We start from the raw sequence: 21561 nt of genomic DNA on the forward strand, positions 1-21561 counted from the left end.
TTTTTACCGGGGCTTCGCTTTATCTTTTTTCAGGGGATTGAACATGACAATTCAAAAAAATGACCGCGCGCACCTGCTTGGGTTGTTGCGTATCAAATTAAACCTGATGAAGAAAGAAAAGCTTTCCACTAATGAAATTTACCGCAGCCTGGAAGATTGGATCGCCAACAGAGAACAGGTTGCAGTAAACAAGGAGCATAAAAATGGTTAACTCCCCTCTTATCTGGGCGGGCGGCAAGTCTCGCGCTATGTCGCATGTGCTTGATGCTTTGCCCCACGGTGATTGCCTGGTTGAGCCTTTCGTGGGCAGTGGTAGTGTTTTCCTGAATACTGACTATAAGACTTATATTCTGTGCGATAGCAATGCCGCGCTTATTAATTTTTATTCGATTCTGAAAAGTAACACTGAAGGTTTGTTGAATGCCGCCGCTGAACTTTTTGAAGACGGAAATAATAAAGAATCATATTATCAGTATCGAAATGAATTTAATGTATTCAATCGTGATTTTTGTTCATGCACTGATAATAAAGGGCACGATGACAGGCTGTATTATCCTGAAGAGTTTATAAGATTCGCCGCCCTATTCCTTTATCTGAATCGTCACTGCTATAACGGTTTGTATCGTGTAAATGCAAAGAATGAATTCAATGTACCTTTTGGACATCGCCGCAAGCCAATTTTCCCTGTGGCGGAGATTCAGCACTTTTCTAAAAGGGCATATGAGAAAGGCGCTCAGTTTCTTTGTGCGGATTTCCGCTACACCATTCCTGTTGCCAGCCGTGTATTTGAAAACACAGTAATTTACTGTGATCCGCCATACCTGCCAGCCAGCGCAACGGCTGATTTCACAGCTTATGGAAAGCCCTTCACGGCAACTGATCACCGTGACCTGGTTGGGGCATTAATCGCCGCTCATAACAATGAAGGTTGTGTGTCCGTTTTTTCAGGTAGTGACACCGCGGACACGCGCCAAATTTATTACCCGTTCACCCTTAAGCCTTTTGAAGTTCGGCGCTCAGTTGGGGCTAAAACTCGTAATATGGCTGGCGAGGTGATTGGCACTCTGCGTGTCTGTGATTGCTGCGGGCGCGTAGGCGGTGGCTGTCCTGATTGTGGTGCTGTAATGGGCGATACGACTTATTCAGAAATGGTGGCTTCTGGTGCTTTTGAAGATCAGGAGGTGTTCTGATGAATACAGTTGAGGCGGTAGTAACTAAGGTTCTGGACGTGCGTCCATACCGTAATTTCTGGATCACGCGCGTTGAGGTTCTTAGTGAGGGTGGTTACAGCAGCACCGAGATAATCAGTTATTCCGAACGTGACGCGCGGGAAGTAAAGCCCGGCGACACTGTGGCAATCTAGGGTGAGCCGGTGACTCAGGCGCGTCGTGTTCACTCTATGACTACGGATAAACCGGGCAGCTTTAACGAGGCGACCCGGTACGCCTATCCGTGGAATGAACCCAAACAGGCCATCGCTGTCGATAAGACTCCCGCTGTTGATCTATATGAACTGGGTCAAGAGCAGGAGTTTTTCGCGTGGGTTGAAGATACCCTCAAACCACTACCTACATTTATCCGCCGCCGCGTTTCCTCCCGCATAAATGCCGTACACGCTGACAAAGGGCGTCACATCGCAAAGTTAACCCTTCGCAATATCGTGGCACGCGACCTTCCCCACGTGCGAGCAGTTACAGAGCAATACGCCGTGCCTGTTGGCAGCGACTGGATCATTTCTTCCGAATTAAACCCACTGTTTCATACGTTTGAAAACCTTCGTGAGCTAACGCGCCGGTTCAATCAGTTGGCTGACAGCACGGACGAAGATATTGATTTACTTGCTCAGGATATCGCTATTTATGCAAATGCAGCCTTAGCTGAAGTGAGTGAAGCCTGTGCTGTACTTAGCCCTGTGGATTACAGCAAACGAATGCTTCGTGAAGGCTCAAGGCTAATTGCTTACTTCGGGCTAATCGCGCCCTGGGCTTCACGGCGCAAAATGCCACTTGATGAAATGGCCGCTTCAATTCGAAAAATTCTTGATGATCGTTTTTGGTCACGCCTGCTGCGAAAGTACACGCGCCGCTGGCGTGAACATCTGCATATTGCCTTTGGTGATGTGCGCCGCGATGTTTCCCCCTATTGCAGCAAAAATCACGTTAAACAGTGGGATGCCCGCCGCAAACGTAGCAGGGAAATCATGAGCCGCCTGGAACTTGAAGATCAGGTTACTGGTGAGCGCATGTCGCTGATAGAGCAGATTGATAAAAGCGTATCGAACCCTGAAAAACGCCGTGTAGAACTTATGACGCGTATTGGTGGTTTTGAGAAGGTGGCAACGGAAAGCGGTTATGCCGGAAGTTTCTTCACGCTCACGGCCCCATCTAAATATCATGCCTATACCGCGTTTGGACATCGTAACCACAAGTGGAACGGAGCAAGCCCACGCCGTTCACAGCGGTATCTCAATCAAATTTGGCAACAGATTCGCGCTGAACTCGCACGCCGCGAAATTCCTGTTTTCGGTCTTCGCGTAGCTGAATCCCATCATGACGGTACTCCGCACTGGCATGGCCTGCTGTTTACAGCCCCAGAGCACACTGCGGAGTTGAAAGAGGTTATGGAAGACTACGCAACGCGTGAGGATGCGGAAGAGCTAACTGGCAAGTCTGGTAAGCAGCCCCGCTTTGAACTTAAGCCGATTGATCCGGCTTTGGGTAGCGCTACGGGTTATGTCGTCAAATACATCTCAAAAAACATTGATGGTTATGCCCTAGACGGCGAGAGCGATCACGAAAGTGGACGCCCACTGAAGGAAACCGCTAAGCACGCAACAGCCTGGGCGTCATGCTGGGGTATACGGCAATTTCAGTTTGTAGGGGGAGCGCCAGTGTCAGTCTGGCGTGAGCTGCGTCGCCTGAGAAATCAGGAGTTAGCTGACAAAGTTAGCCCTGTCTTTGGAGAGCTGCATCGCGCGGCTCATGCGGGAGATTGGCAGGGTTACATCACTTTGCAGGGTGGCCCTTTTGTTTCCCGCTCCAGGCTTGTCCTCCGCGCCTGGTATCAATACAAAAACGAGCCGACCAGCTATGGCGAATATCAGAAATCTATTAAGGGTTTGGTTATGCCTACTTCCAGCATTCCGCCCGTAGAAACGCGCCTCCATTCTTATCGAATTGTGAAGATGAAACCTAAATCTTCAGACCACGCCGATCCGGATTTTGACCTTAAGGGCGCGTCTGCGCCCTCTTGGACTCGTGTCAATAACTGTACCGAGTACAAAAAACATACAGCTCCACCCCCTTTAAATCCACCAGATCTGACTGTGCCAACAGGCGAAGTGCAGCCAGAGCAATTTGAAATCGGTCAATTGAGCCGAGATCAGAGAAAACAGATTGCGGAAGACATCAGAAACCACAAATCAAATCAGCGTGTTTCACCTGCTGATCAGTTTGAGGCGCTCGCTTTAAGCATTACTGCCGGTGATTGCACCGACTATGACCGGGCTAGGGCTGAAAGCTATCTCAAAGCTGCACACGCTATACGCCAAGAAGAAAATGCAGCAAGCGAGGATGTTACAGTACTGTCAGATGAGATCATCAGTTGGGCAAAATTAAGAAAAATCCAAATCAACTCGGTGCAGGCGATGAAGCTAGCACAAGGGAGAGAAGTTACCGTACTCGATACAACTTATAGGGCCAATCTAATAACCGGGGAACTGGTTACGACCGGTGCGGACACGCACTGGCGTAAGACGCTCGCTCGGCACAAGGCGGACTTACTGCTCAACCGTTGGCGGCAGGCGTCCAGGTAAGTGTGATTCATAAAACATACTGTAATTTCATATAGCATTCCCCTTTCCTGTTCTGAGAATAAGTGCAATACTATAAAAGTAGTCCAATGATGTTTTTGTATTTTTTATTTAAAATTAAGAGGTTAGAATTACAATGGGCGAATTAAGTGGTATTCAGTCAGATTTAGCCCAACTAGTCAGGCTGGTTATAGCCGAACAATATGATGATGTTCGGTTGTATGTCGCTCGCTTAGTGCGTAAGTATCGTGACTCATCACCTGACTTAGCGGCTCAGCTTGATCAATACTTGCGTTCGAAACCTGCGGGTAGCCATAACAGTTTGCGTAAGGCACCCAGCCCTGCACCTGCAATTTCTCAACAGCCTTTGCCTGTTGATGATGAGTCGCGCCTAAGTTTGCTAAAAACGCCGGTTTTGAAAGATGAACTTGAGAAACCAGTGCTTTCGGAAAAAAATGAATTGGTATTAGACAGGCTCATACTTGAGCGTAAAAACATCCAACGGTTAAACGATTTGGGATTGTCACCAACACGATCTGCAATTTTTGTAGGCCCCCCAGGAGTAGGGAAAACCTTAACTGCGGCTTGGTTGGCAAAAAAACTTAATGTACCTTTTTATATACTTGATTTAACTGCTGTTATGAGTAGTTATCTTGGAAAAAGCGGTAACAACCTGCGAGCTGCACTGGATTATGCGAAGAAAAAACCATGCATCTTATTACTTGATGAAATTGATTCAATAGCCAAAAAACGCAGTGATGACTCTGATATTGGAGAACTCAAAAGGTTGGTAACAGTCATCTTGCAGGAAGTTGATGAATGGCCGACAGATTCTCTGTTGTTGGCGGCCACAAATCACGAAGAGTTAATTGATCCTGCATTATGGCGTCGCTTCGACATGATTGTTAACTTTGACAGGCCGGATGCCGAAAATATTGCTGATGCAATAAGAAGATTTTCAGGGCCTGATTTTGCGATGTTTTCACGTTGGGTTGATATCTTGACTTTAACGTTTAAAAATGAATCGTTTAGTAATATTGAAAAAGAAATAAATAAATTCCGTAGAGCTGTTGCATTAGGGATTGCATCTGATCAGGAACTGATTGAAGAGTTTATAAAAAGTAGGATTTCTATATTGGAAAGGCCTGAGAAGCTGGAGGTGGCCTTAAGTCTCAGTAAAAAGACAAAGCTCTCGCAGCATTCTATCTCAGATATTACCGGGGTTAGTCGAGATACTATCCGTAAACGTCGTGCCTCTGAGGGCACAATTGCATAAAAGGAATTGTAATGGCTACTAACTTTCTAATAGGTCGTGGGGAGTTGCTGGCGAGTGCTGTTTCAGGCCCTCGCCGTGGCATGGATAAATCAGAGGTTTATACATTTGCTGAAGCAAAGCAAAGGCTAATACCTCAAGTTCAACAAGCAACATCTGATTTGGATGATTTACCCGCTAGTGCCTGCCCAAACGATTATGCTGTTGCTAGTTTAACACTTAATCCTAGTTATATTGCGCGTTCTTTTTTTCCTGACACTTTACTCAGAGAAAACAACCTGCAATCAATAGGAAGTAAAACCGTTAAAATTAAGCCTGACGGCTGGAAGCGCAAAGTCGAAGTGACTGAGTTTCCAACTACCCAGATTTTTGTGGCGGGTAAGCGTTCTTCTTTTAAAAATATACTGCCCTGGGTACAGTCTCTAGACGCTGGCAGTGATCAAGCGATAGACTTTGCGCGAATTGAAGCGTTTTCTGCTTATAAGCCAGAAGAAAGAATCGTACCCTTTAGCAAGAAGGAGGCTGGTGACTTCTACGAGGTAGGTGTACATCTTTTACCTAGTGACAATAGTGACCTTGTCCAGTCTGCTTTTATGCGTTATGCCGAAGCTAACGATATTACACCTTACTCAGAGCTTTCTTTTACTGCGGGTAACCTTTGGTTTGTCCCTGTACAGTGTGGGAAAGAAAAAATTGAGATTTTATCCTTATTCACTTTCGTTAGGGTAATCCGACCCGTACCTCCTTTGCGCGGTATTCGTCCAATACAAAGAGCCGCTGGAGCTCAAGTTCAAACGCTATTACCAAGTGATCCGCCAGTAAGTGATTTAAGAGCAGCTATTTTAGATGGTGGCCTGCCTAAACAACACTCAATACAGAAATGGCTCAATTCATATCGAGTTATGGATGATGGTGCAGCAGATGATAGCGATGCGTTGCAGCATGGCCTTGCAGTAACTTCTGCTTTTCTTTTTGGCCCATTAAAAGCTAGAAATATGGCTCCACGCCCATACTCTTATGTTGATCACTTGAGAGTTTTAGATGCTGATATCTGTAATGAACACCCGCTTGAGCTTTATAGAACACTAGGGTTGATTGAAGAGGTGCTTCTTTCTAGACAGTATCAATTTATTAACTTGAGTTTAGGGCCCAATTTGCCTATTGAGGATTCAGAAGTTCATGCATGGACTTCTGTGATCGATGATCTGCTCAGTGATGGTGAAACGCTCATGACAATCGCTGTAGGAAACAATGGTGAGATGGATCAAGAGTCCGGCAATGCCAGGATTCAAGTTCCTTCTGACTCAGTGAATGGTCTTTCGATAGGAGCGGCTAATTCTACAGATCCTAATAAATGGGCGCGTTCCTCGTATAGTGCTATGGGGCCAGGCAGAAGCCCTGGTGTTATTAAGCCTGACTTAGTTGCTTTTGGGGGCGAAGAAAGCGAATATTTTCATGTACTAACTGAAGATGTAAATCCAGTAATAGCACCTCTAATGGGTACAAGCTTTGCTGCGCCATATGCATTACGGACTGCGGTTGGAATCAAGGCCCTTTTGGGTGGAAATCTAACAACGTTAGCGATTAAAGCGCTGATGATTCATTCATGTTCTCAAAAAAATTATTCCCATGCCGAAGTTGGTTGGGGAAAACTACCTGAAGATGTTAATGATATAATTATAAGCCCTGATGGAGTCGCCAGAATAGTGTATCAAGGAGAGTTGAAGCCTGGCAAATATCTCAGAGCAGCACTACCAATACCTGATGGCGGTCTTAATGGTATGGTGAACCTAACAGCAACCTTTTGTTATTCAACATCTGTCGACCCTCAGGATTCAGCCTCTTACACAAAGGCAGGCCTCGAAATTTCGTTCCGACCGGATGAGAATAAGAAAAAGCAAGGCGCTCAGAACGCTGATACTAAAGGTTTTTTTGAGCTTAAAAAATATGCTAATGAACAAGAGCGTCGTTCTGATATGGGGAAATGGGAGACAGTACTACATGCATCAAAAAGTATGCGTGGCACGTCTCTAAATAAACCTGTTTTCGACATTCATTATAATGCAAGGCAAGGAGGAGGCGCGATACAAAGTAACAAAGCTGACAAAATTAAATATGCTTTGATACTTACGATAACCGCAAATAAACATCCGGATTTGTATAACGATATATTACGAAGTTATAACCAAATTTTGGCACCTATTCAGCCTCAAGCTACTGTCCCTGTCAGAACTTAGTTACCTATCTAAAAGCCTCATTTTTGAGGCTTTTTTTATCGCTGCAAGAATATGAGCGAATTTTCACAATTTTTTTGATGTTATTAATCCCCTTCCGCGCCAGTTCTGTTACGGTTCCGGCTGTATTTCAAAAGTGCACAAAAAGAGGCACGTTTGGCGCGCAGGCGAGGCCAGGGAATGAGCGCGCTGAGGGGTGGGATATATGAATGAATCACGCCTGACACCTTCCTGTCTACGTCGCTAGATTTGGCGGCATTCCTTTCTTCTTGGCCTCTTTTCTCTGTCGCACAATAGTGCACAAACTTGCACAATTTTTTTGACGCTATTTATGCCCTTTCCGCCCTGTGGCAGTGTGGTCTGGCCACGGTTCGGCAAATGCACAAAAAACGAAGCAAATGTCGCGCGCAGGTGACGGGGGAACAGCCCACGCGACGGAGGGACGTGAGGGGATGCCTTTAATTGCCATTCCTCGGCCTTTTCCGCCTTCTCCGCGCGTTTTCTCGCTTCCGGCTGTGTGCAGGGTAAATTGCAGAAAGCGCCTGCCAGAATGGCGCTCATTCGCTCTGAGTGAGGGGGGTAAATGCTGCGCTGAGTGGTGTTCAGGTGGTGGCCGGTCATGCGAGGATTGAAAATTACTGAAGGAGAACCGCCGCAGGATGTGCGGCGGGTGGAACGGGTCACTCGTCTTTGAGCAGAGCGTAGGGATTAAAGCGGATCACTTCCTGACCGAGCCAGTCATTGACGCCTTTCATTGCTTCCATCACAGGCAACATTTCGTTGATGGCAAAGACGCGCGCCGCTTTCTCAACATCACCGAGCGATCCGTTGCCTTCCGGCATTGCGCCCATCAGTTGCGGCGGGATGCGGTGAGCGTCGCGCAGATCGTTGCGCGTTGCTGATTTGATGTTAAGAAACTCATCCTTTGCCGATATCTGGCTGAAGGGCAACAGTTGCACGCCGTCTTTGCCGCCGCCCGGCGCGTGGATCAGCACGTTTTTGAAGGACCCTTTCCCTCTGGCCTGCGACAGCGTCTTTTGCACCACCTTTATGCTTTCCTGATCCACCTTCTCCGACCCGACATAGAGAATGCATCCGGCATGGGATCCGTTGTCGTAATAGAGTTTGCGGAACCTGTCGGCAGAATGGGACAGGCTGGCGGACAGCAGCGCTCCCATGTATTCAGGCATACCGTAGATTTCCTGATGGATATCCGGGTTCATGATGTGGCAGACCTGCCCTGTTTTAAATTCGTATTCATCTTTCCACTGCCGGATAAACCAGTAAGTATCAAGGTCACTCCCCCGCCGTGTGTTCAGGGCCGGAACATGCTGGAGTTTGAGCGGGTCTCCCAGGCGATTAGACCGACGCTCAAGATAGGCATTGCCGAAGACAAACCAGTCCAGCGCAAACGCAGAGAACGCCTGACGTGACAGCAAGGGGTGAGGGATATAGCACCCGGTCAGCACATTGCGTTTGAAGTAAAGAGCCGACTGATGCAGCGGGGATTGTGCGAACGCACGGGTTAACCCTTTCCAGTCTATTGGCGTTTCGTAGTACCGGCCGTTATCGACGCAGCACATGCTGTCCAGCAGATCATAGCCGTCCGTTACCGAATAGGGCCCGTCAAACGTGAAAGCGCTGAGCGCCGGATCGCTTCTGAGTGCGTCAGAGATATCTGGCTGTCCGGCACTGCCACTACTGGCGGTGTGTTTGTTTTTGTAGGTGCGCTTCTTCATCAGAACTCCATAGCAAACCCGCCGCTGCCACTCTCCTGGCCCAGCGGTTCGTTAATAATGGCGAGCATATTCGCCCAGGCTAAATCACCGTGGCTGACGCCGCGGGAGCGGTCAGTGTCATAGGTGATGAATCCGCCAGGCGTCTTTACCTTGCGAACAGAGTTAAAGGCATTGATCAGCGCGCGCTCGCTGCGGTCATACTCCCATCGTCCGGCGCGGATCAGCTGTAGCATTTTCAGCACCAGGGCGCGTTTTGACGTCATTGACATGGTGTAAGGCATCGCCATCGGGAAAAACTTCTTCACTATCTGGTAAACAGCTTCACCATTACCGCCCGTCACGTCGATGCCGACATGCTGAACGTTGTATTTAAAGGTGAAGTTTTCGATAACTTTTGCCTGTTCTTCAAACTCAAGGCCGCGTACCTGTTCCGTTTCCACCGTGCGGAATTTGCCGCCCGGCACCAGTGGCGGCACCACAACACAAATCGCGCCGCTGTCACCATTGCCGCTGCTGCCGTTGGCGTCATAGCCTATCCAGACCGGGCGATTACCCATCGGCCTGGACGCGAAAGGCTTCCAGTCCGGCCATTCGTCATAACCATCTGCCCCGCAGCCAATCAGGGCGTTAAGGTTGAAGGCTGACTCGCCGTCGCGAACGAACTCGCACATGTACAGGTTGCGGAATTCATCCTCGCTGTTCTCATCCTGAATCTCTTCAAGGTCGGTATACTCCCAGCCGTGGTCTATCACATCCTTCAGGGTGACAATCTGACGCCAGGTTTTATCCGGGCATAACAGCCCGCTGTTCAGCGTTTTCCAGCCCACATCAAACGCTTTGCGCTGTGCCTTCGGGCGTTTCTCATTCCAGCGATCTCCCGTCCAGAACGGGTAGGCCTCATGGGTCTCGCCTGATGGCGTGGAAAAGTAGGTACGCGTCAGCCCCTTCAGCGTTGCCATCGCACCTGCAACCTTTCGCAGGTTGGTGAAGTTGCTGACCCAGAAGAATTCGTCAAACTTCAGGTTGCCCGTATATGACTGCGCTGTTGCAGCGGACGTGCCGAGGAAATGCAGCTCTGCGCCGTTACTCAGTACGATTTTGTCACCGCCCTTAAGCTCAACGTCCACCTCTTCCGCCACCTTCTGAATGAATCCCCTGAACTGGTGCGCCTGACGGCGGGATGCAGACAGAAATATCTGGTTGCGCTGGTACGGGTATTTCACATCATCGCGCAGCGCATCAAGCAACGCCTCGCGGGCAAAGTACCAGGTTGCGCCAATCTGGCGGGACTTCAGTATCATGCGGTTTCGGTGATGGCGTTGCTCATACCAGCCGCGTTGATGCCACGAAAGCGAATCAAGAATTTTCTCCCGCAGCGCGACGATCTGTTCTTCGGTGAAGTGATTTTTCAGCTTGCGCCTGCGCGGCTTTTTGCCCGTGCCAGCCCCTGCCGGTTGTCCGTCAGACAGTTTTTTCAGTTGCCGGGTCAGCAGATCAATCTCCTTGAAGTCTCCCCCGGTCTTGTCTTTCTTGTCCGTAAGCTGGATGAGGCGGGCATCCATAGACTGGCTGACGCGCTGGACGGGCGGCGTTTCATCCCATTCATCGCGTTTCTTCCAGGCATAAATTGTGTTCTGATTAATCCCCATCAGGCGCGCGATCTCCGCTGGCGGGTAGCCCTGCCAGTAAAGTTGTTTTGCCCTCTGACGTACAAAAGCGTCCTGTATCATCTGCCCTCCAACGTTTATGGAGTGAAGATTACCCCGCGCGCGATCCCACTATCGCCCCCTTTATGGTCTGGCCTTCCTCCGACAACAAAACCTCGTTGAGACAGCAAGTTACGCTCTGCCATCATGGCCGTACAGAAACCACTCAACAGGATTATCGACATGGCCAGCGCAGCTAAACCAGCCCGTAAAAAATTCCGCGTTGCTGTCTCCGGTGCCACCGTTGACGGGCGTGAAATTCGCCCTGAGCACCTTCGTGATGCAGCAGCAAACTACAGCCCGGACGTGTACGGCGCACGCGTTAACGTGGAGCACTACCTTTCGCCGTTCCCCGGCAGTGATTTCGGCGCAATGGGGGATGTGACAGCACTGAGTGCTGAAGATATCAGTGAAGGCCCGCTCGCCGGACGCACCGCGCTTTACGCCGAGATTGAACCTTCTGAGCGCATGAAGAAGCTGACGGAAGAAGGCAAGAAAATTTACTCCAGCATTGAGCTGCACCCGCAGTTTGCGCTTAACGGCAAGGCTTATGTCATGGGGCTGGCAATGACCGATACCCCGGCGAGCCTCGGCACCGAGCGCCTGAAGTTTGCCGCGCAGCAGCGTCAGCAGGTTATGTCCTTCAACAATCAGCAGGGTGAAGCCCCGCTGTTCACCGATGCCATTGAGGCCGAAATCATCGAACTAGCTGAGCAGCGCAGCGATGAGGGTAAACAGTGGTTCGGGCGTGTCATGGGGATTATCGGCAAAGGCCGTAAGTCTGACGGTGAGCAGTTCAGCCAGGTGCGTGACGCCGTTGAGAATGTCGCTCAGTCCCATGCCGAACTGCTGGACAACTTCAACGACCTGAGCCGCGCCCGCGAGCAGGACCGCCAGGCCATCCAGAAGCTGACCACCGATCTTGCCGCGCTGACCAGCAAACTGGGCAGCACAGACGCCAATTTCAGCCAGCGTGCACCCGCGAGCGGTGGCGCTAACGCGCAACTGGCTGATTACTGATATTCACAAAGAGAGCAGAGAGCATGGATAACAATACCCGCCAGTTATTTGATCAGTACATCGCCCGGCAGGCACAGCTCAACGGCGTATCAACCGCCGCCGTTGCTGCAAAATTTGCCGTAGATCCGACGCGTCAGCAGCGCCTTGAGCAGGCCGCACAGCAGGATGATTCTTTCCTGAGCAAAATTAACGTGTTTGGCGTCAATCAGCAGATCGGTCAGAAAGTCCTGATCGGCAGCAAAGGCCCGATGGCTGGCGTAAACAACAGTGTTACCAGTCGTCGCAACCCTGGCTCAAATCATTCAATGGAGCCGTTCGATTACATGTGCCGCAAGGTCAACTATGACTACGGCATCAGTTATGAACAGCTTGATGCGTGGGCGCACATGCCGGAGTTCCAGCCGCTGATCAGTAAGGCGATGGCTCGCCAGATGTCGCTTGACCGCATCATGATTGGCTTTAACGGCGTGAAGTACAGCGACCCGTCTGACCGTGCCGCTAACCCGCTATTGCAGGACTGTGGCATTGGCTGGCTGGAAAAAATCCGCCAGGAAGCGCCGCACCGCGTCATTTCCAATGTGACGATCACCTCACGCGATGAAGATAACAAGATTGTCGCAAAAGGCACCTACGGCAACCTTGGCGCTGCGGTGTACGACGCCAAAAACAGCCTGATGGATGAGTGGCACAAACGTAACCCGGATAACGTGGTGATTCTTGCGGGCGATCTGCTGACGAGCAGTAATTTCTCGGCCATCAACGCGTTAAGCCAGACCAACCCGAATACCGAAATGCTGGCCGGTCAGCTGATTGTCGCGCAGGAGCGCGTAGGCAATATGCCGACCTTTATCGCGCCTTACTTCCCGGTGAATGGCGTGCTGATCACGCCGTTCAAAAACCTGTCGGTGTACTACCAGCGCGGCGGTCTGCGCCGGACGATCAAAGAAGAGCCGGAATACAACCGTGTCGCAACGTATCAGTCTTCAAACGATGACTTCGTCATTGAAGACTACGGCAATGTTGCGTTCATTGACGGCATTCAGTTCGCCCAGGCCGAAGCGGCAGGCGAGTGACAGAAGCGGCGGGGCATTGCCCCGCCATGACGGGGAGAAGTGACGATGTTAACACCGGCACAACGACATTTTCAGAGGGTCATGGCAGAACGCCGGGGCCAGGCGGATGAAGAATCCGATATCCAGCGTACCGCGCATGAGCAAATTCTGCATCGGCTGCGTATGGACTTGTCCCGCCTCAGCGGCGTGCAGTCCGAAGAAACCAAAGCCGAAATGAAAAAATCCATGCTGCCTGAATATGACGGGTGGATTGAAGGCACGCTCGACGGCGACAGTGGGCGGCAGGATGAAGTCATTACCAGGCTGATGGTCTGGGCGATTGACTGCCGTGACTATGCGCTTGTGTTGAGGCTGGGGCGCTATGTGGTGCGCCATGGATTGACGCTGCCGGATAACTTCAACCGTACGGCAGCTACCTTCCTGACCGAAGAAATGAGCAAACCGGTGCTGACGCTTGCCGCAGCTGATGCTGACGCTGATTTATCGGCCAGTAGCGCAGTGCTTGATGAAGTGGCGGACATTGTCGCCGACAGTGATATGCCGGATGTGGTACGCGCCAAATTGTGCAAAGCCCGCGCGCTTGCCCGCCGTGGTGCGACTGATATCACGACCAAAGCTGAGGCGCTGGCGCTGTTCCGTGAGGCGCTGACGCGAAACCCTAATGCCGGGGTGAAAAAAGAGATCGCCACGCTTGCCCGTGAAGTTAAGAAGCTGTCTGCGGATGGCGGCACGGGTGAAGGCGACGCGGCCAGCACCGGCAAAACTGACGGTACTTGAGCCTGTTCCTGAAAAGACCGCCACAGCCAGCACAGCAGGTAAATCGACGGCGCGTAAGACCACGACTAAGACGGCAACAGGCAAAGCGACAAAGCGCAAGCCTGCCAGCCAGAAAAAGAATTAACGACTTCGGCCCCGTCCGACAGGCGGCGCGGGTGGATACCTGCCCGTATACGGTCTTTTAACCACCCGCCCACCGCCTGATTTATGGGAGATAAGTGCATGAGCAGCCTTGTGGCAAATAAGCGTGTGTTGCCTGCCGACAGTGATACCCCCGATGTTGATGATGGCGATACCACCGTCAGCGCAGGGGATTTCTGGCCAGTGATTAAACTGGCCGATCTCCGTCTGGCCGCGCGCATCACTGGCGGTATCACCACGTCCAGACTGATGCACGTCACCACGGAAGCGGTAGCCCATATCACCGCGCAGTTGCTGGACTGGCGCGCCGCGCAGGTCAGCGCAGGCTTTCACACGCTGGAAGATGTGCCTTCAGCCCTGCCGTCAGGTGAGCCGGAAAAGCTGGTTATCAATGGTGAAAACGTGAAGGTGTACCGCTTCCGCCGCGCAGTCTATTCGATTGCCAGGGCGCTGGTACTTGAAGGCTATCGCGACGTTGATACCACGGCGAAAGGCGATAAAGACGCCGCCGCGCTTGACCTGCAACGGGATGATCTCTGGCGGGATGCCCGCTGGAGTATCGCTGACATTCGCGACACCCCGCGCCTCTATGCGGAGCTTTGCTGATGAAAGTGAAGGCATTGCAGGGGGATACGGTGGATTTGCTTTGCTGGCGTCACTACGGCACCACGCAGGGCGTGACCGAAAAAGTGTTGTCTGCCAATCCCGGACTGAGCCAACAGGTTTTTCTTGATGCCGGTCAGGAGATTGAAGTGCCGGAAATCGCGCGTAAAGCGACACAGGAGATGGTGCAGCTATGGGATTAAGTTTTTTTCAGCGCCTGAATGACTGGCTGACATTCACGATGTCAGCGATGGTCACGAGTATCGGCGTCATGACACTAAGCGAAAAGATTGCGCTGGCCGGTCTTCTCGTCGGGATGGTTTTTGGTGCCCGTGGATGGCTCTATCGCGCCCGCATCGAACGGGGGCAGAAGCGTCGAAACGAACTGATTAACCAGATCCTTGAGCAGGCAGAACACAGACAGATGAGTGAGTCAGATCGCCGGGCGCTTGACCTTCTGCAACAGAATGAGCCGGAAGATGAAACAGCTTATTAAAAAATGCTCCATTGCGGCCATTGTTGCGCTGGGTATAACGCTGAGTCCTGGCGCGTTGCGAACCACGCCTGAAGGCCAGCAAAAGATTGCTGGCTGGGAAGACTGCCGGAATACGCCCTACTACTGCACTGCTGGCGTGCTGACGGTTGGAATTGGTTCGACGGGACGTGTTGAAAAACGTGAGTACAGCGACAGTGAGATCGCCGGTCGCTGGATTAACGATATGCGGCACGCTGAAAACTGCATTAACCAGAATTTTGAAGGCGCGCATATGCCGCAGTCTGCCTTTGAGGCCATGACGGATGCCGGTCTTAATGTGGGGTGTACTGGACTGATGTGGTTCACGGACGGCCAGAAGCGAAAGCAGCGCACGACCATCTGGAAGAAGGCGCAGGCGCATGAATGGCAGGCGATGTGTAATCGGCTGACGGACTTTGTAAACAGCGGCGGTAAACGCAGCCAGGGGCTGGTTAACCGGAGAACGGATTTTAAGGCATGGTGCCTGCGTGACGTGGAGTCTGGAAAGTGAAGATTACAGCCATCTTATGTGCGTTGCTGGCGCTGACCTCTGGTGGCCTGCTCTGGCAGACACATCAACGCGGTAAAGACTCCGTCCGTAACGAGGAGCTTTCCCGCGAGGTGAAGAGCAATGGTGAGGTGCTGGGCGAGCTGCGTGCGCTGACTGCTGACGCCCGCGAAGTTCTTGCACAGCTGCGGGCAACCGAACAGCAAAGAAACGCCGAGGGAGAAAAGCGACGTGAATACATGCGCGATGCCATCAAAGACGATACGTGTGCCAGTACTATTGTGCCTGCTTCTGTCAGTAACAGCCTGCAACACCGTACCGCCGCAGCCGCAAATGAAAATCGTGCACGAACCGGTGCCGGAAAGCCTGACGGCAGCAACGCCAGCGCCGGAACTGACCGCCCCGGTAACGTGGGGCGCGATAGCCATCTGGAGTGACCGCCTGCGCGATGCGCTGGATACCTGCAACGCCGATAAGGCGGCGATAGCCGATCTCGATCTGCGTCGCCTGAAAAGACTGACTGACCACGCGAGGGCAACACCATGACTTTATTCGACTACCTGAGCGCTCACCCTTACTGGACGCTTATTTATCTGCTGATCATTGCGGGCGCGATTGAACGTTTCGGGCGTTAAGAAGGTATCACCATGCTGAAAGCTGACTCACTACGCGAGACCCTGACCCGCGCTAACAAATGGTGCAGAGCCAATCCTGAAGCCTTCACCGTTTTTGTGGAAGAAGGGAATATCGAGACGACCGGCGAAACGCCATCGTTTATGTACCGCTATACCCTGGTGCTGTTTGTAATGAACTTTGCCGGTGATATTGATGATTTCACGCTGCCGTTAATGGCATGGCTCTGGCACAACCAGCCCGATCTGCTGCTGAACCCGGAGAAGAACCGGAACGTTAAATTTACGACCCTTATCAACAACGACGATACCGCCGACATTCTTTTTGAAATGCCGCTGCACGAGCGCGTAAAGGTCACTCTGGACGCAAAAGGCATCCCCAGGGCGGAGCATTTACCGGAACCTAAACCGCGCATACCGTCAGCGGACGGCGACTGGAGCACCATCTTTGAAGATGTAACGTGGGAGGCTGACGCGCATGAGTAACGATCTCTTCCGTGAGCTGGATCAGGTATTCAGTGACATACTCGCGGGCACCTCTCAGGCCGGACGTGTTCGCACCGCCCGCGCGGTTGGCCAGGCACTGCGAAAGAGCCAGCAACAGCGCATCAAAGCACAGCAAAACCCCGAAGGTTCGCCGTATCCTGCCCGACGCCGCAGGGTGCTGCGTTCTCAGCAGGGTATTATGTTTGTCTGGCAGGGTGAGATCCGCCGCCTGAAAAACTGGCATGGAGGCCGGGGGAAATACGGGCGCACCATTACCGGCTTTGACGAAGAGCGCAACGATATTCGCACCTTTTACCGCAGTGATATTGAGCGTTACATCGAGATCAATACGCGCTCAGTGCGCCGCAGCACTGCGAAGAAGGTGCCGATGTTTCAGCGACTGCGCAGTTATCGCTTTCTCAAAATGCGCGCTGATGCAGGGGGCACATCCGTGGGTTATGACGGCGTGGCGGCACGCATTGCGCGTGTGCACCAGTACGGCCAGCGCGATCAGGTTGGGCCGGGTGCCTTTGCTAAATATCCTGTGCGTGAGCTGCTGGGCTTTACCGCTGGCGATGAGCAGATGATTACGGAAAAGGTGCTTAACAGCCTGGGGAGTGGCGCGCGATGAGTGCTGAACTTATCCGCCTGCTGGAAAATATCCTCCGCGTCGGCGTCGTTATTGCCGTTGATGAAGAGAGCTGGCGCGTGCGCGTGCAAAGCGGCGAGCTTCAGACCGACTGGCTGCGCTGGAACACCACGCGTGCCGGGGCATTCAGTATATGGGTGCCGCCTTCCGTGGGTGAACAGGTCTGGCTGGGCTGTATCGGTGGCAACCCTGAAACGGCGGTCATTATCGGCAGTCTCTACAGCAGTGACAACCCTGCGCCGGGCAGCAGCCTGAAAGAGATTGTGCTGACAGCGCCAGACGGTGCCTCTTTCCGCTATGACGCAGAAGCCAGCGCGCTGGAAGCGCAGGGCATGAAGACAGCACATATCAAAGCCTCTGCCAGCGTGACGCTTGAAACACCGATTGTAGAATGCACCGACCATCTGAAAGCGCGGACGTTCGAACTGTCGGAGGGCGGCACGATGAAGGGCAATGTTACCCATTCTGGCGGATCGCTTTCGTCTAACGGGGTGACGGTTCATTCGCACGTGCATGGCGGTGTGCAGGGTGGCAGCAGCAACACAGGGGGGCCGAAATGACAGTCCGCTATATCGGCATGAATCCGGACGGCACGGGCCAGCTTACCGATACCGATCAGCTTTGGAATTCAGTACGCGACATACTGACCACGCCGCTGGCAAGTCGGGTGATGCGACGGGATTACGGCAGCATGATCCCAGATCTGCTGGATGAACCACAGAACGAAGTGACACGCCTGCAATGCATGAGTGCGGCGGTAATCGCCCTGACGATGTGGGAGCCGCGTATTGTCCTGAACGGCATCAATATCAGTTATTCAAAGGATGGCGCTGTCACCGCTGAACTGGTCGGCATTATCACCGAAACCATGCAGACGGCTGGCAGTTCGTTGACGCTCAGGAGTGGCAGCAATGGCAACAGTTGATTTATCGCAGCTACCGCAGCCGCAAATTATCGAAGTCCTGGACTTTGAAGTCATACTCAGCGAGGTCAAAGCCGTCATGCTTGCGGCATTCCCGCAGGAACAGCAACCATCTGTTGCCGCCGCGCTGGAGCTGGAATCCGAACCGCTGAACGTGATCGCTCAGGTGATTGCCTACCGTGAAATGACGCTTCGCCAGCGCATCAATGAGGGCGCCGCGGCATGTATGCTGAGCCATGCCGTCTCAACCGATCTTGATAACCTTGCGGCCAACCTGAATACCGAGCGTCTGATCATCACCCCGGAAACGACAACTGCTGACGCGGAAACGGAAAGTGATACCGCGCTGCGCCTGCGTGCTCAGTCTGCATTTGAAGGCCTGAGCGTGGCCGGGCCCACCGGGGCATATGAATATTTTGCAAAGAGCGTCAGCGGAAAAGTGGCGGACGCGAGAGCAACCAGCCCGTCGCCCGCTGTCGTGATCGTTTCTGTGCTTTCCACAGAAGGTGACGGTACGGCATCGGCAGAATTACTGAGCAGTGTCAGAAATGCCCTCAATGACGAAAACATACGGCCAGTTGGCGACAGGCTCACGGTGCAAAGTGCTGCAATTATTGATTATCAAATCAGGGCGCAGCTTTATTTTTATCCAGGCCCTGAGTCTGAGCCGATCCTTACCGCTGCGCAAAATGCCCTTCAGTCATGGCTCACTCAGCAGGGCAAAATTGGTCGCGATGTCGCCCGTTCGGCCATCATGGCTGCCTTGCATGTTCAGGGTGTGCAGCGGGTGGAATTGCAGGAGCCTGCCAGCGATCTTGTGATTGATGATACGCAGTCGGCGCGATGCACGTCTTTCGCTATCAGCAAAGGGGGAACCGATGAGTAATAGCCTGCTGCCTCCATCGGCAAGTGATTTCATGCGAAACGCGGAGAAGGTGGCGGAGATGATTACTGATATTCCGGTAATGCTTCGCACCTTATGGAACGCAGATACCTGCCCGGTGAGTCTTCTGCCCTATCTGGCTTGGGCGCTTTCAGTAGACAGGTGGGATAAGGACTGGCCGGAGCAGACCAAACGGCAATCTATCCGTGACGCCTGGCTGATTCACCGGCACAAAGGCACCATCGGCGCATTACGCCGTGTTGTTGAGCCACTCGGATACATCATCAATGTTACAGAGTGGTGGGAAACCAACGATCCCCCAGGCACATTTCGCCTTGATATCGGTGTATTAGAGTCTGGTATCACCGAGGAAATGTATTACGAAATGGAGCGGCTCATTGCCGATGCCAAGCCCGCAAGCCGCCATCTTATCGGGCTAAATATTATTCAGGACATACCCGGCTACCTCTACACCGGTGCCCTTACCTATGACGGCGACATCATCACGGTTTACCCCGGATAAGTGAGAACACAATGGCAGTGAAATTTAAAACAGTTATCACCAAAGCCGGTGCGGAAAAACTCGCGGCAGCAACCATTCCGAACGGGAAAAAGGTGAACTTTACGGCGATGGCCGTGGGCGACGGTGGCGGCACGTTGCCGACGCCTGACCCGAATCAGACAAAGCTCGTTAAAGAGGTCTGGCGTCACGCGCTGAACAAAATCAGCCAGGACAAAAAGAATAAGAATTATGTCGTGGCGGAGCTGGTTATCCCGCCTGAGACCGGTGGTTTCTGGATGCGCGAAATGGGGCTTTATGATGATACCGGCACACTGATTGCGGTCGGCAATATGGCTGAAAGCTACAAGCCAGAACTGGCGGAAGGGTCAGGACGTGCGCAGACCGTGCGTATGGTAATCATGGTGAGTGATATCGAGTCGGTCGAGCTGGCCATTGATACCACACTGGTGATGGCCACGCAGGACTATGTCGACGATAAGCTCGCGGAGCATGAGCAGTCACGCCGACACCCCGACGCCTCGCTCACCGCAAAAGGTTTCACTCAGCTAAGCAGTGCGACCGACAGCACGTCTGAGACACTCGCAGCGACGCCGAAAGCAGTTAAGGCGGCGTATGACCTTGCAAAAGCGAAATACACGGCTCAGGACGCTACCACATCGCAGAAAGGCATTATTCAGCTCAGTAGCGCAACCGACAGCACGTCCGAGGTGCTCGCAGCGACACCGAAAGCGGTGAAGGTAGCAAACGATAATGCAAAAGCGGCCAATGAAAATGCGAATACCCGTTTACCGATAGCGGGCGGCTGGCTGACAGGCGGGTTTGGAATTAAAACCGCGATCGGCAGCGTGTCATTCGGGGTGGGTAACTCAGATGTGTATATCGCTAACGGTGCGTCGAATAAGTTTCTGCAACTGAAGCATACGGGCGAGCTGAAGTATGACGACAAGGCTGTTTACCATGAGGGATATAAGCCAACGGCTGACGATGTGGGGGCGCTGCCAGTAAAGGGCACTGCCGAAGCGGCTAAGAAACTCGCCACCGCGCGAAAAATTGCAGGTGTGGATTTTGACGGCACCAAAGATATCAGCCTGAAAACCACGAATCTGGATGATGCGGGTACAGCTGCCACAAAAGATGTGACCACCTCCAGCACCGATACCACTGGCGGGCGGGTCTTGAAGGTGGGTGATTTTGGTGTGGGTGCGGTGGCAGGAGTCGGCCTGACTGATGCTAATAATATCAATTTTAATGGTTTTTTCAGAATGAGCGCCGAGGGTGTTCATGGCCCTGTCGCGAATCAGGCTTCTGAGCTGATTCATTGCCAGTATGATCAGAATACTGGTCGCCAGATTGGCTGGCGTGCTGGTCGCCCCGATGAACCATTACGCCACCGCACAAAAATGAACGGCGAGTGGCAGGGCTGGATTAAGCTCTACGATTCAAATAACCCACCCTCGGCTGATGAAGTCGATGCCGTTTCAGCGTCAAAGGGGGGCACCTACCAGAAAGAGGTCACTTTCTCTGAAGGCGTGAAAATCAGGAACGCAACGGGGATTTATCAGGGCGAGGATGCCGCAGGTTTTTCCAGTAATAACCTGATGCTGAAATCATGGAACGGTATCGGATTTTATTGCACCCTTACCGGCAGTGAGGGCGTCACGGTCTTTGTCGATACCCGTGGCGGGAATGTGGAGGCGAGAGGCCAGATTAAGCCGGGCAGCTATGAGAATTTCGATAACCGGTTTTATACCAAGACGCTGGCTAACAGCACTTTCCAGAAGGTCAATACCGCATCAAAAGGGTCACGCGGATGGTTTAAAGATTCAAACACGGGAATGATATTTCAGTGGGGGATTGAGAGCGTTAGCGGTGCAACCACGCGGACATTCAGTTTCCCGGTTTCGTTTCCGACTGGTTGCGCATCGCTGACGGTATCAAACAACATAGAGCGAACGGCTGGCGAAAACTCAATGACGGGATTTATTAAATCGGCATCACAATATTCCCTGTCAAATACTGCCGCAACAGATCGCCAGTTATGTTGGTTTGCAATTGGTTATTAGGAAG

At 52.2% G+C, this 21561-nt stretch carries 21 protein-coding genes and 1 pseudogene; 20 read left to right on the forward strand and 2 right to left on the reverse strand.

Translation table 11 applies throughout. The features are described from left to right. Positions 1 to 43 precede the first annotated feature (43 nt). The 5 genes from SK62_RS23065 (at position 44) to SK62_RS15650 (ending at position 7321) form a co-directional block, all read left to right on the forward strand. A complete protein-coding gene (locus SK62_RS23065) occupies positions 44 to 211 on the forward strand; it encodes a hypothetical protein (protein ID WP_170934348.1) in 168 nt (55 codons plus the stop codon). Beyond that, entirely contained in the window at positions 204 to 1190 is a 987-nt protein-coding gene (locus tag SK62_RS15635; RefSeq protein ID WP_048249681.1) for a DNA adenine methylase, read from the forward strand. The genes SK62_RS23065 and SK62_RS15635 overlap by 8 nt, the downstream gene beginning before the upstream one ends. A 209-nt stretch (positions 1191 to 1399) precedes the next feature. After that, a complete protein-coding gene (locus SK62_RS15640) occupies positions 1400 to 3814 on the forward strand; it encodes a replication endonuclease (RefSeq protein WP_048249683.1) in 2415 nt (804 codons plus the stop codon). A gap of 133 nt (positions 3815 to 3947) precedes the next feature. Next, positions 3948 to 5087: an AAA family ATPase gene (locus tag SK62_RS15645; protein WP_048249685.1), complete on the forward strand. Its 1140-nt coding sequence runs from the start codon at positions 3948 to 3950 to the stop codon at positions 5085 to 5087. Positions 5088 to 5098: 11 nt separating this feature from the next. Further along, complete coding sequence (locus SK62_RS15650) at positions 5099 to 7321, forward strand: S8 family peptidase (protein ID WP_048249687.1); 2223 nt, start codon at positions 5099 to 5101, stop codon at positions 7319 to 7321. A 677-nt stretch (positions 7322 to 7998) separates the two neighbouring features. Here the strand turns inward: SK62_RS15650 and SK62_RS15655 are convergent. Together SK62_RS15655 and SK62_RS15660 are read right to left on the reverse strand one after the other, a co-directional pair. Then, a complete protein-coding gene (locus SK62_RS15655; RefSeq protein ID WP_048249689.1) occupies positions 7999 to 9057 on the reverse strand; it encodes a phage portal protein in 1059 nt (352 codons plus the stop codon). Beyond that, a complete protein-coding gene (locus tag SK62_RS15660; RefSeq protein WP_048249691.1) occupies positions 9057 to 10787 on the reverse strand; it encodes a terminase large subunit domain-containing protein in 1731 nt (576 codons plus the stop codon). Before SK62_RS15660 ends, SK62_RS15655 begins: the two co-directional genes overlap by 1 nt. Before the next feature lie 159 nt (positions 10788 to 10946). On the opposite strand from SK62_RS15660, the gene SK62_RS15665 reads away from it, so the two are divergent. The 15 genes and pseudogenes from SK62_RS15665 (at position 10947) to SK62_RS15735 (ending at position 21557) form a co-directional block, all read left to right on the forward strand. Further along, positions 10947 to 11783, forward strand: a complete 837-nt coding sequence (locus SK62_RS15665; RefSeq protein WP_047357580.1) for a GPO family capsid scaffolding protein — start codon at positions 10947 to 10949, stop codon at positions 11781 to 11783. 23 nt (positions 11784 to 11806) lie between these two features. Beyond that, entirely contained in the window at positions 11807 to 12856 is a 1050-nt protein-coding gene (locus SK62_RS15670) for a phage major capsid protein, P2 family (protein WP_045342159.1), read from the forward strand. Positions 12857 to 12901: 45 nt separating this feature from the next. Beyond that, positions 12902 to 13757 (forward strand): annotated as a pseudogene (gpM, locus tag SK62_RS15675) (phage terminase small subunit). Positions 13758 to 13855: 98 nt separating this feature from the next. After that, a complete protein-coding gene (locus tag SK62_RS15680; RefSeq protein ID WP_048249694.1) occupies positions 13856 to 14380 on the forward strand; it encodes a head completion/stabilization protein in 525 nt (174 codons plus the stop codon). Then, positions 14380 to 14580, forward strand: coding sequence for a tail protein X (locus SK62_RS15685; protein ID WP_048249696.1), 201 nt, complete (start codon positions 14380 to 14382; stop codon positions 14578 to 14580). Before SK62_RS15680 ends, SK62_RS15685 begins: the two co-directional genes overlap by 1 nt. Continuing rightward, positions 14571 to 14873: a hypothetical protein gene (locus SK62_RS15690; RefSeq protein ID WP_048249698.1), complete on the forward strand. Its 303-nt coding sequence runs from the start codon at positions 14571 to 14573 to the stop codon at positions 14871 to 14873. The genes SK62_RS15685 and SK62_RS15690 overlap by 10 nt, the downstream gene beginning before the upstream one ends. Beyond that, entirely contained in the window at positions 14857 to 15402 is a 546-nt protein-coding gene (locus SK62_RS15695; protein ID WP_045346399.1) for a lysozyme, read from the forward strand. Before SK62_RS15690 ends, SK62_RS15695 begins: the two co-directional genes overlap by 17 nt. Beyond that, positions 15399 to 15836 carry a DUF2570 domain-containing protein gene (locus SK62_RS15700; protein ID WP_048249700.1) on the forward strand — a complete coding sequence of 146 codons (438 nt, stop codon included), beginning with the start codon at positions 15399 to 15401 and terminating at the stop codon, positions 15834 to 15836. Before SK62_RS15695 ends, SK62_RS15700 begins: the two co-directional genes overlap by 4 nt. 210 nt (positions 15837 to 16046) lie before the next feature. After that, positions 16047 to 16517, forward strand: a complete 471-nt coding sequence (locus SK62_RS15705; protein WP_048249702.1) for a phage tail protein — start codon at positions 16047 to 16049, stop codon at positions 16515 to 16517. After that, positions 16510 to 17148: a phage virion morphogenesis protein gene (locus tag SK62_RS15710; RefSeq protein WP_048249704.1), complete on the forward strand. Its 639-nt coding sequence runs from the start codon at positions 16510 to 16512 to the stop codon at positions 17146 to 17148. The genes SK62_RS15705 and SK62_RS15710 overlap by 8 nt, the downstream gene beginning before the upstream one ends. Then, a complete protein-coding gene (locus tag SK62_RS15715; protein WP_048249706.1) occupies positions 17145 to 17726 on the forward strand; it encodes a phage baseplate assembly protein V in 582 nt (193 codons plus the stop codon). Before SK62_RS15710 ends, SK62_RS15715 begins: the two co-directional genes overlap by 4 nt. Then, positions 17723 to 18091 carry a GPW/gp25 family protein gene (locus SK62_RS15720; RefSeq protein ID WP_048249707.1) on the forward strand — a complete coding sequence of 123 codons (369 nt, stop codon included), beginning with the start codon at positions 17723 to 17725 and terminating at the stop codon, positions 18089 to 18091. Before SK62_RS15715 ends, SK62_RS15720 begins: the two co-directional genes overlap by 4 nt. Further along, positions 18078 to 18974, forward strand: coding sequence for a baseplate assembly protein (locus tag SK62_RS15725; protein ID WP_048249709.1), 897 nt, complete (start codon positions 18078 to 18080; stop codon positions 18972 to 18974). Before SK62_RS15720 ends, SK62_RS15725 begins: the two co-directional genes overlap by 14 nt. Then, positions 18967 to 19494, forward strand: a complete 528-nt coding sequence (locus SK62_RS15730; protein ID WP_048249712.1) for a phage tail protein I — start codon at positions 18967 to 18969, stop codon at positions 19492 to 19494. The genes SK62_RS15725 and SK62_RS15730 overlap by 8 nt, the downstream gene beginning before the upstream one ends. Before the next feature lie 11 nt (positions 19495 to 19505). Then, complete coding sequence (locus SK62_RS15735) at positions 19506 to 21557, forward strand: phage tail protein (protein WP_048249714.1); 2052 nt, start codon at positions 19506 to 19508, stop codon at positions 21555 to 21557. Positions 21558 to 21561 lie beyond the last annotated feature (4 nt).

The sequence above is a fragment of the Enterobacter sp. BIDMC109 genome (assembly GCF_001037885.1).
Lineage (GTDB): Bacteria > Pseudomonadota > Gammaproteobacteria > Enterobacterales > Enterobacteriaceae > Enterobacter > Enterobacter hormaechei_C.

Bases quoted from the DNA above. Each gene is read 5' to 3' on its own strand.
- SK62_RS23065 (WP_170934348.1), top strand. From the start codon at position 44: ATGACAATTCAAAAAAATGACCGCGCGCACCTGCTTGGGTTGTTGCGT.
- SK62_RS15635 (WP_048249681.1), top strand. From the start codon at position 204: ATGGTTAACTCCCCTCTTATCTGGGCGGGCGGCAAGTCTCGCGCTATG.
- SK62_RS15640 (WP_048249683.1), top strand. From the start codon at position 1,400: ATGACTACGGATAAACCGGGCAGCTTTAACGAGGCGACCCGGTACGCC.
- SK62_RS15645 (WP_048249685.1), top strand. From the start codon at position 3,948: ATGGGCGAATTAAGTGGTATTCAGTCAGATTTAGCCCAACTAGTCAGG.
- SK62_RS15650 (WP_048249687.1), top strand. From the start codon at position 5,099: ATGGCTACTAACTTTCTAATAGGTCGTGGGGAGTTGCTGGCGAGTGCT.
- SK62_RS15655 (WP_048249689.1), bottom strand. From the start codon at position 9,057: ATGAAGAAGCGCACCTACAAAAACAAACACACCGCCAGTAGTGGCAGT.
- SK62_RS15660 (WP_048249691.1), bottom strand. From the start codon at position 10,787: ATGATACAGGACGCTTTTGTACGTCAGAGGGCAAAACAACTTTACTGG.
- SK62_RS15665 (WP_047357580.1), top strand. From the start codon at position 10,947: ATGGCCAGCGCAGCTAAACCAGCCCGTAAAAAATTCCGCGTTGCTGTC.
- SK62_RS15670 (WP_045342159.1), top strand. From the start codon at position 11,807: ATGGATAACAATACCCGCCAGTTATTTGATCAGTACATCGCCCGGCAG.
- SK62_RS15680 (WP_048249694.1), top strand. From the start codon at position 13,856: ATGAGCAGCCTTGTGGCAAATAAGCGTGTGTTGCCTGCCGACAGTGAT.
- SK62_RS15685 (WP_048249696.1), top strand. From the start codon at position 14,380: ATGAAAGTGAAGGCATTGCAGGGGGATACGGTGGATTTGCTTTGCTGG.
- SK62_RS15690 (WP_048249698.1), top strand. From the start codon at position 14,571: ATGGGATTAAGTTTTTTTCAGCGCCTGAATGACTGGCTGACATTCACG.
- SK62_RS15695 (WP_045346399.1), top strand. From the start codon at position 14,857: ATGAAACAGCTTATTAAAAAATGCTCCATTGCGGCCATTGTTGCGCTG.
- SK62_RS15705 (WP_048249702.1), top strand. From the start codon at position 16,047: ATGCTGAAAGCTGACTCACTACGCGAGACCCTGACCCGCGCTAACAAA.
- SK62_RS15710 (WP_048249704.1), top strand. From the start codon at position 16,510: ATGAGTAACGATCTCTTCCGTGAGCTGGATCAGGTATTCAGTGACATA.
- SK62_RS15715 (WP_048249706.1), top strand. From the start codon at position 17,145: ATGAGTGCTGAACTTATCCGCCTGCTGGAAAATATCCTCCGCGTCGGC.
- SK62_RS15720 (WP_048249707.1), top strand. From the start codon at position 17,723: ATGACAGTCCGCTATATCGGCATGAATCCGGACGGCACGGGCCAGCTT.
- SK62_RS15725 (WP_048249709.1), top strand. From the start codon at position 18,078: ATGGCAACAGTTGATTTATCGCAGCTACCGCAGCCGCAAATTATCGAA.
- SK62_RS15730 (WP_048249712.1), top strand. From the start codon at position 18,967: ATGAGTAATAGCCTGCTGCCTCCATCGGCAAGTGATTTCATGCGAAAC.
- SK62_RS15735 (WP_048249714.1), top strand. From the start codon at position 19,506: ATGGCAGTGAAATTTAAAACAGTTATCACCAAAGCCGGTGCGGAAAAA.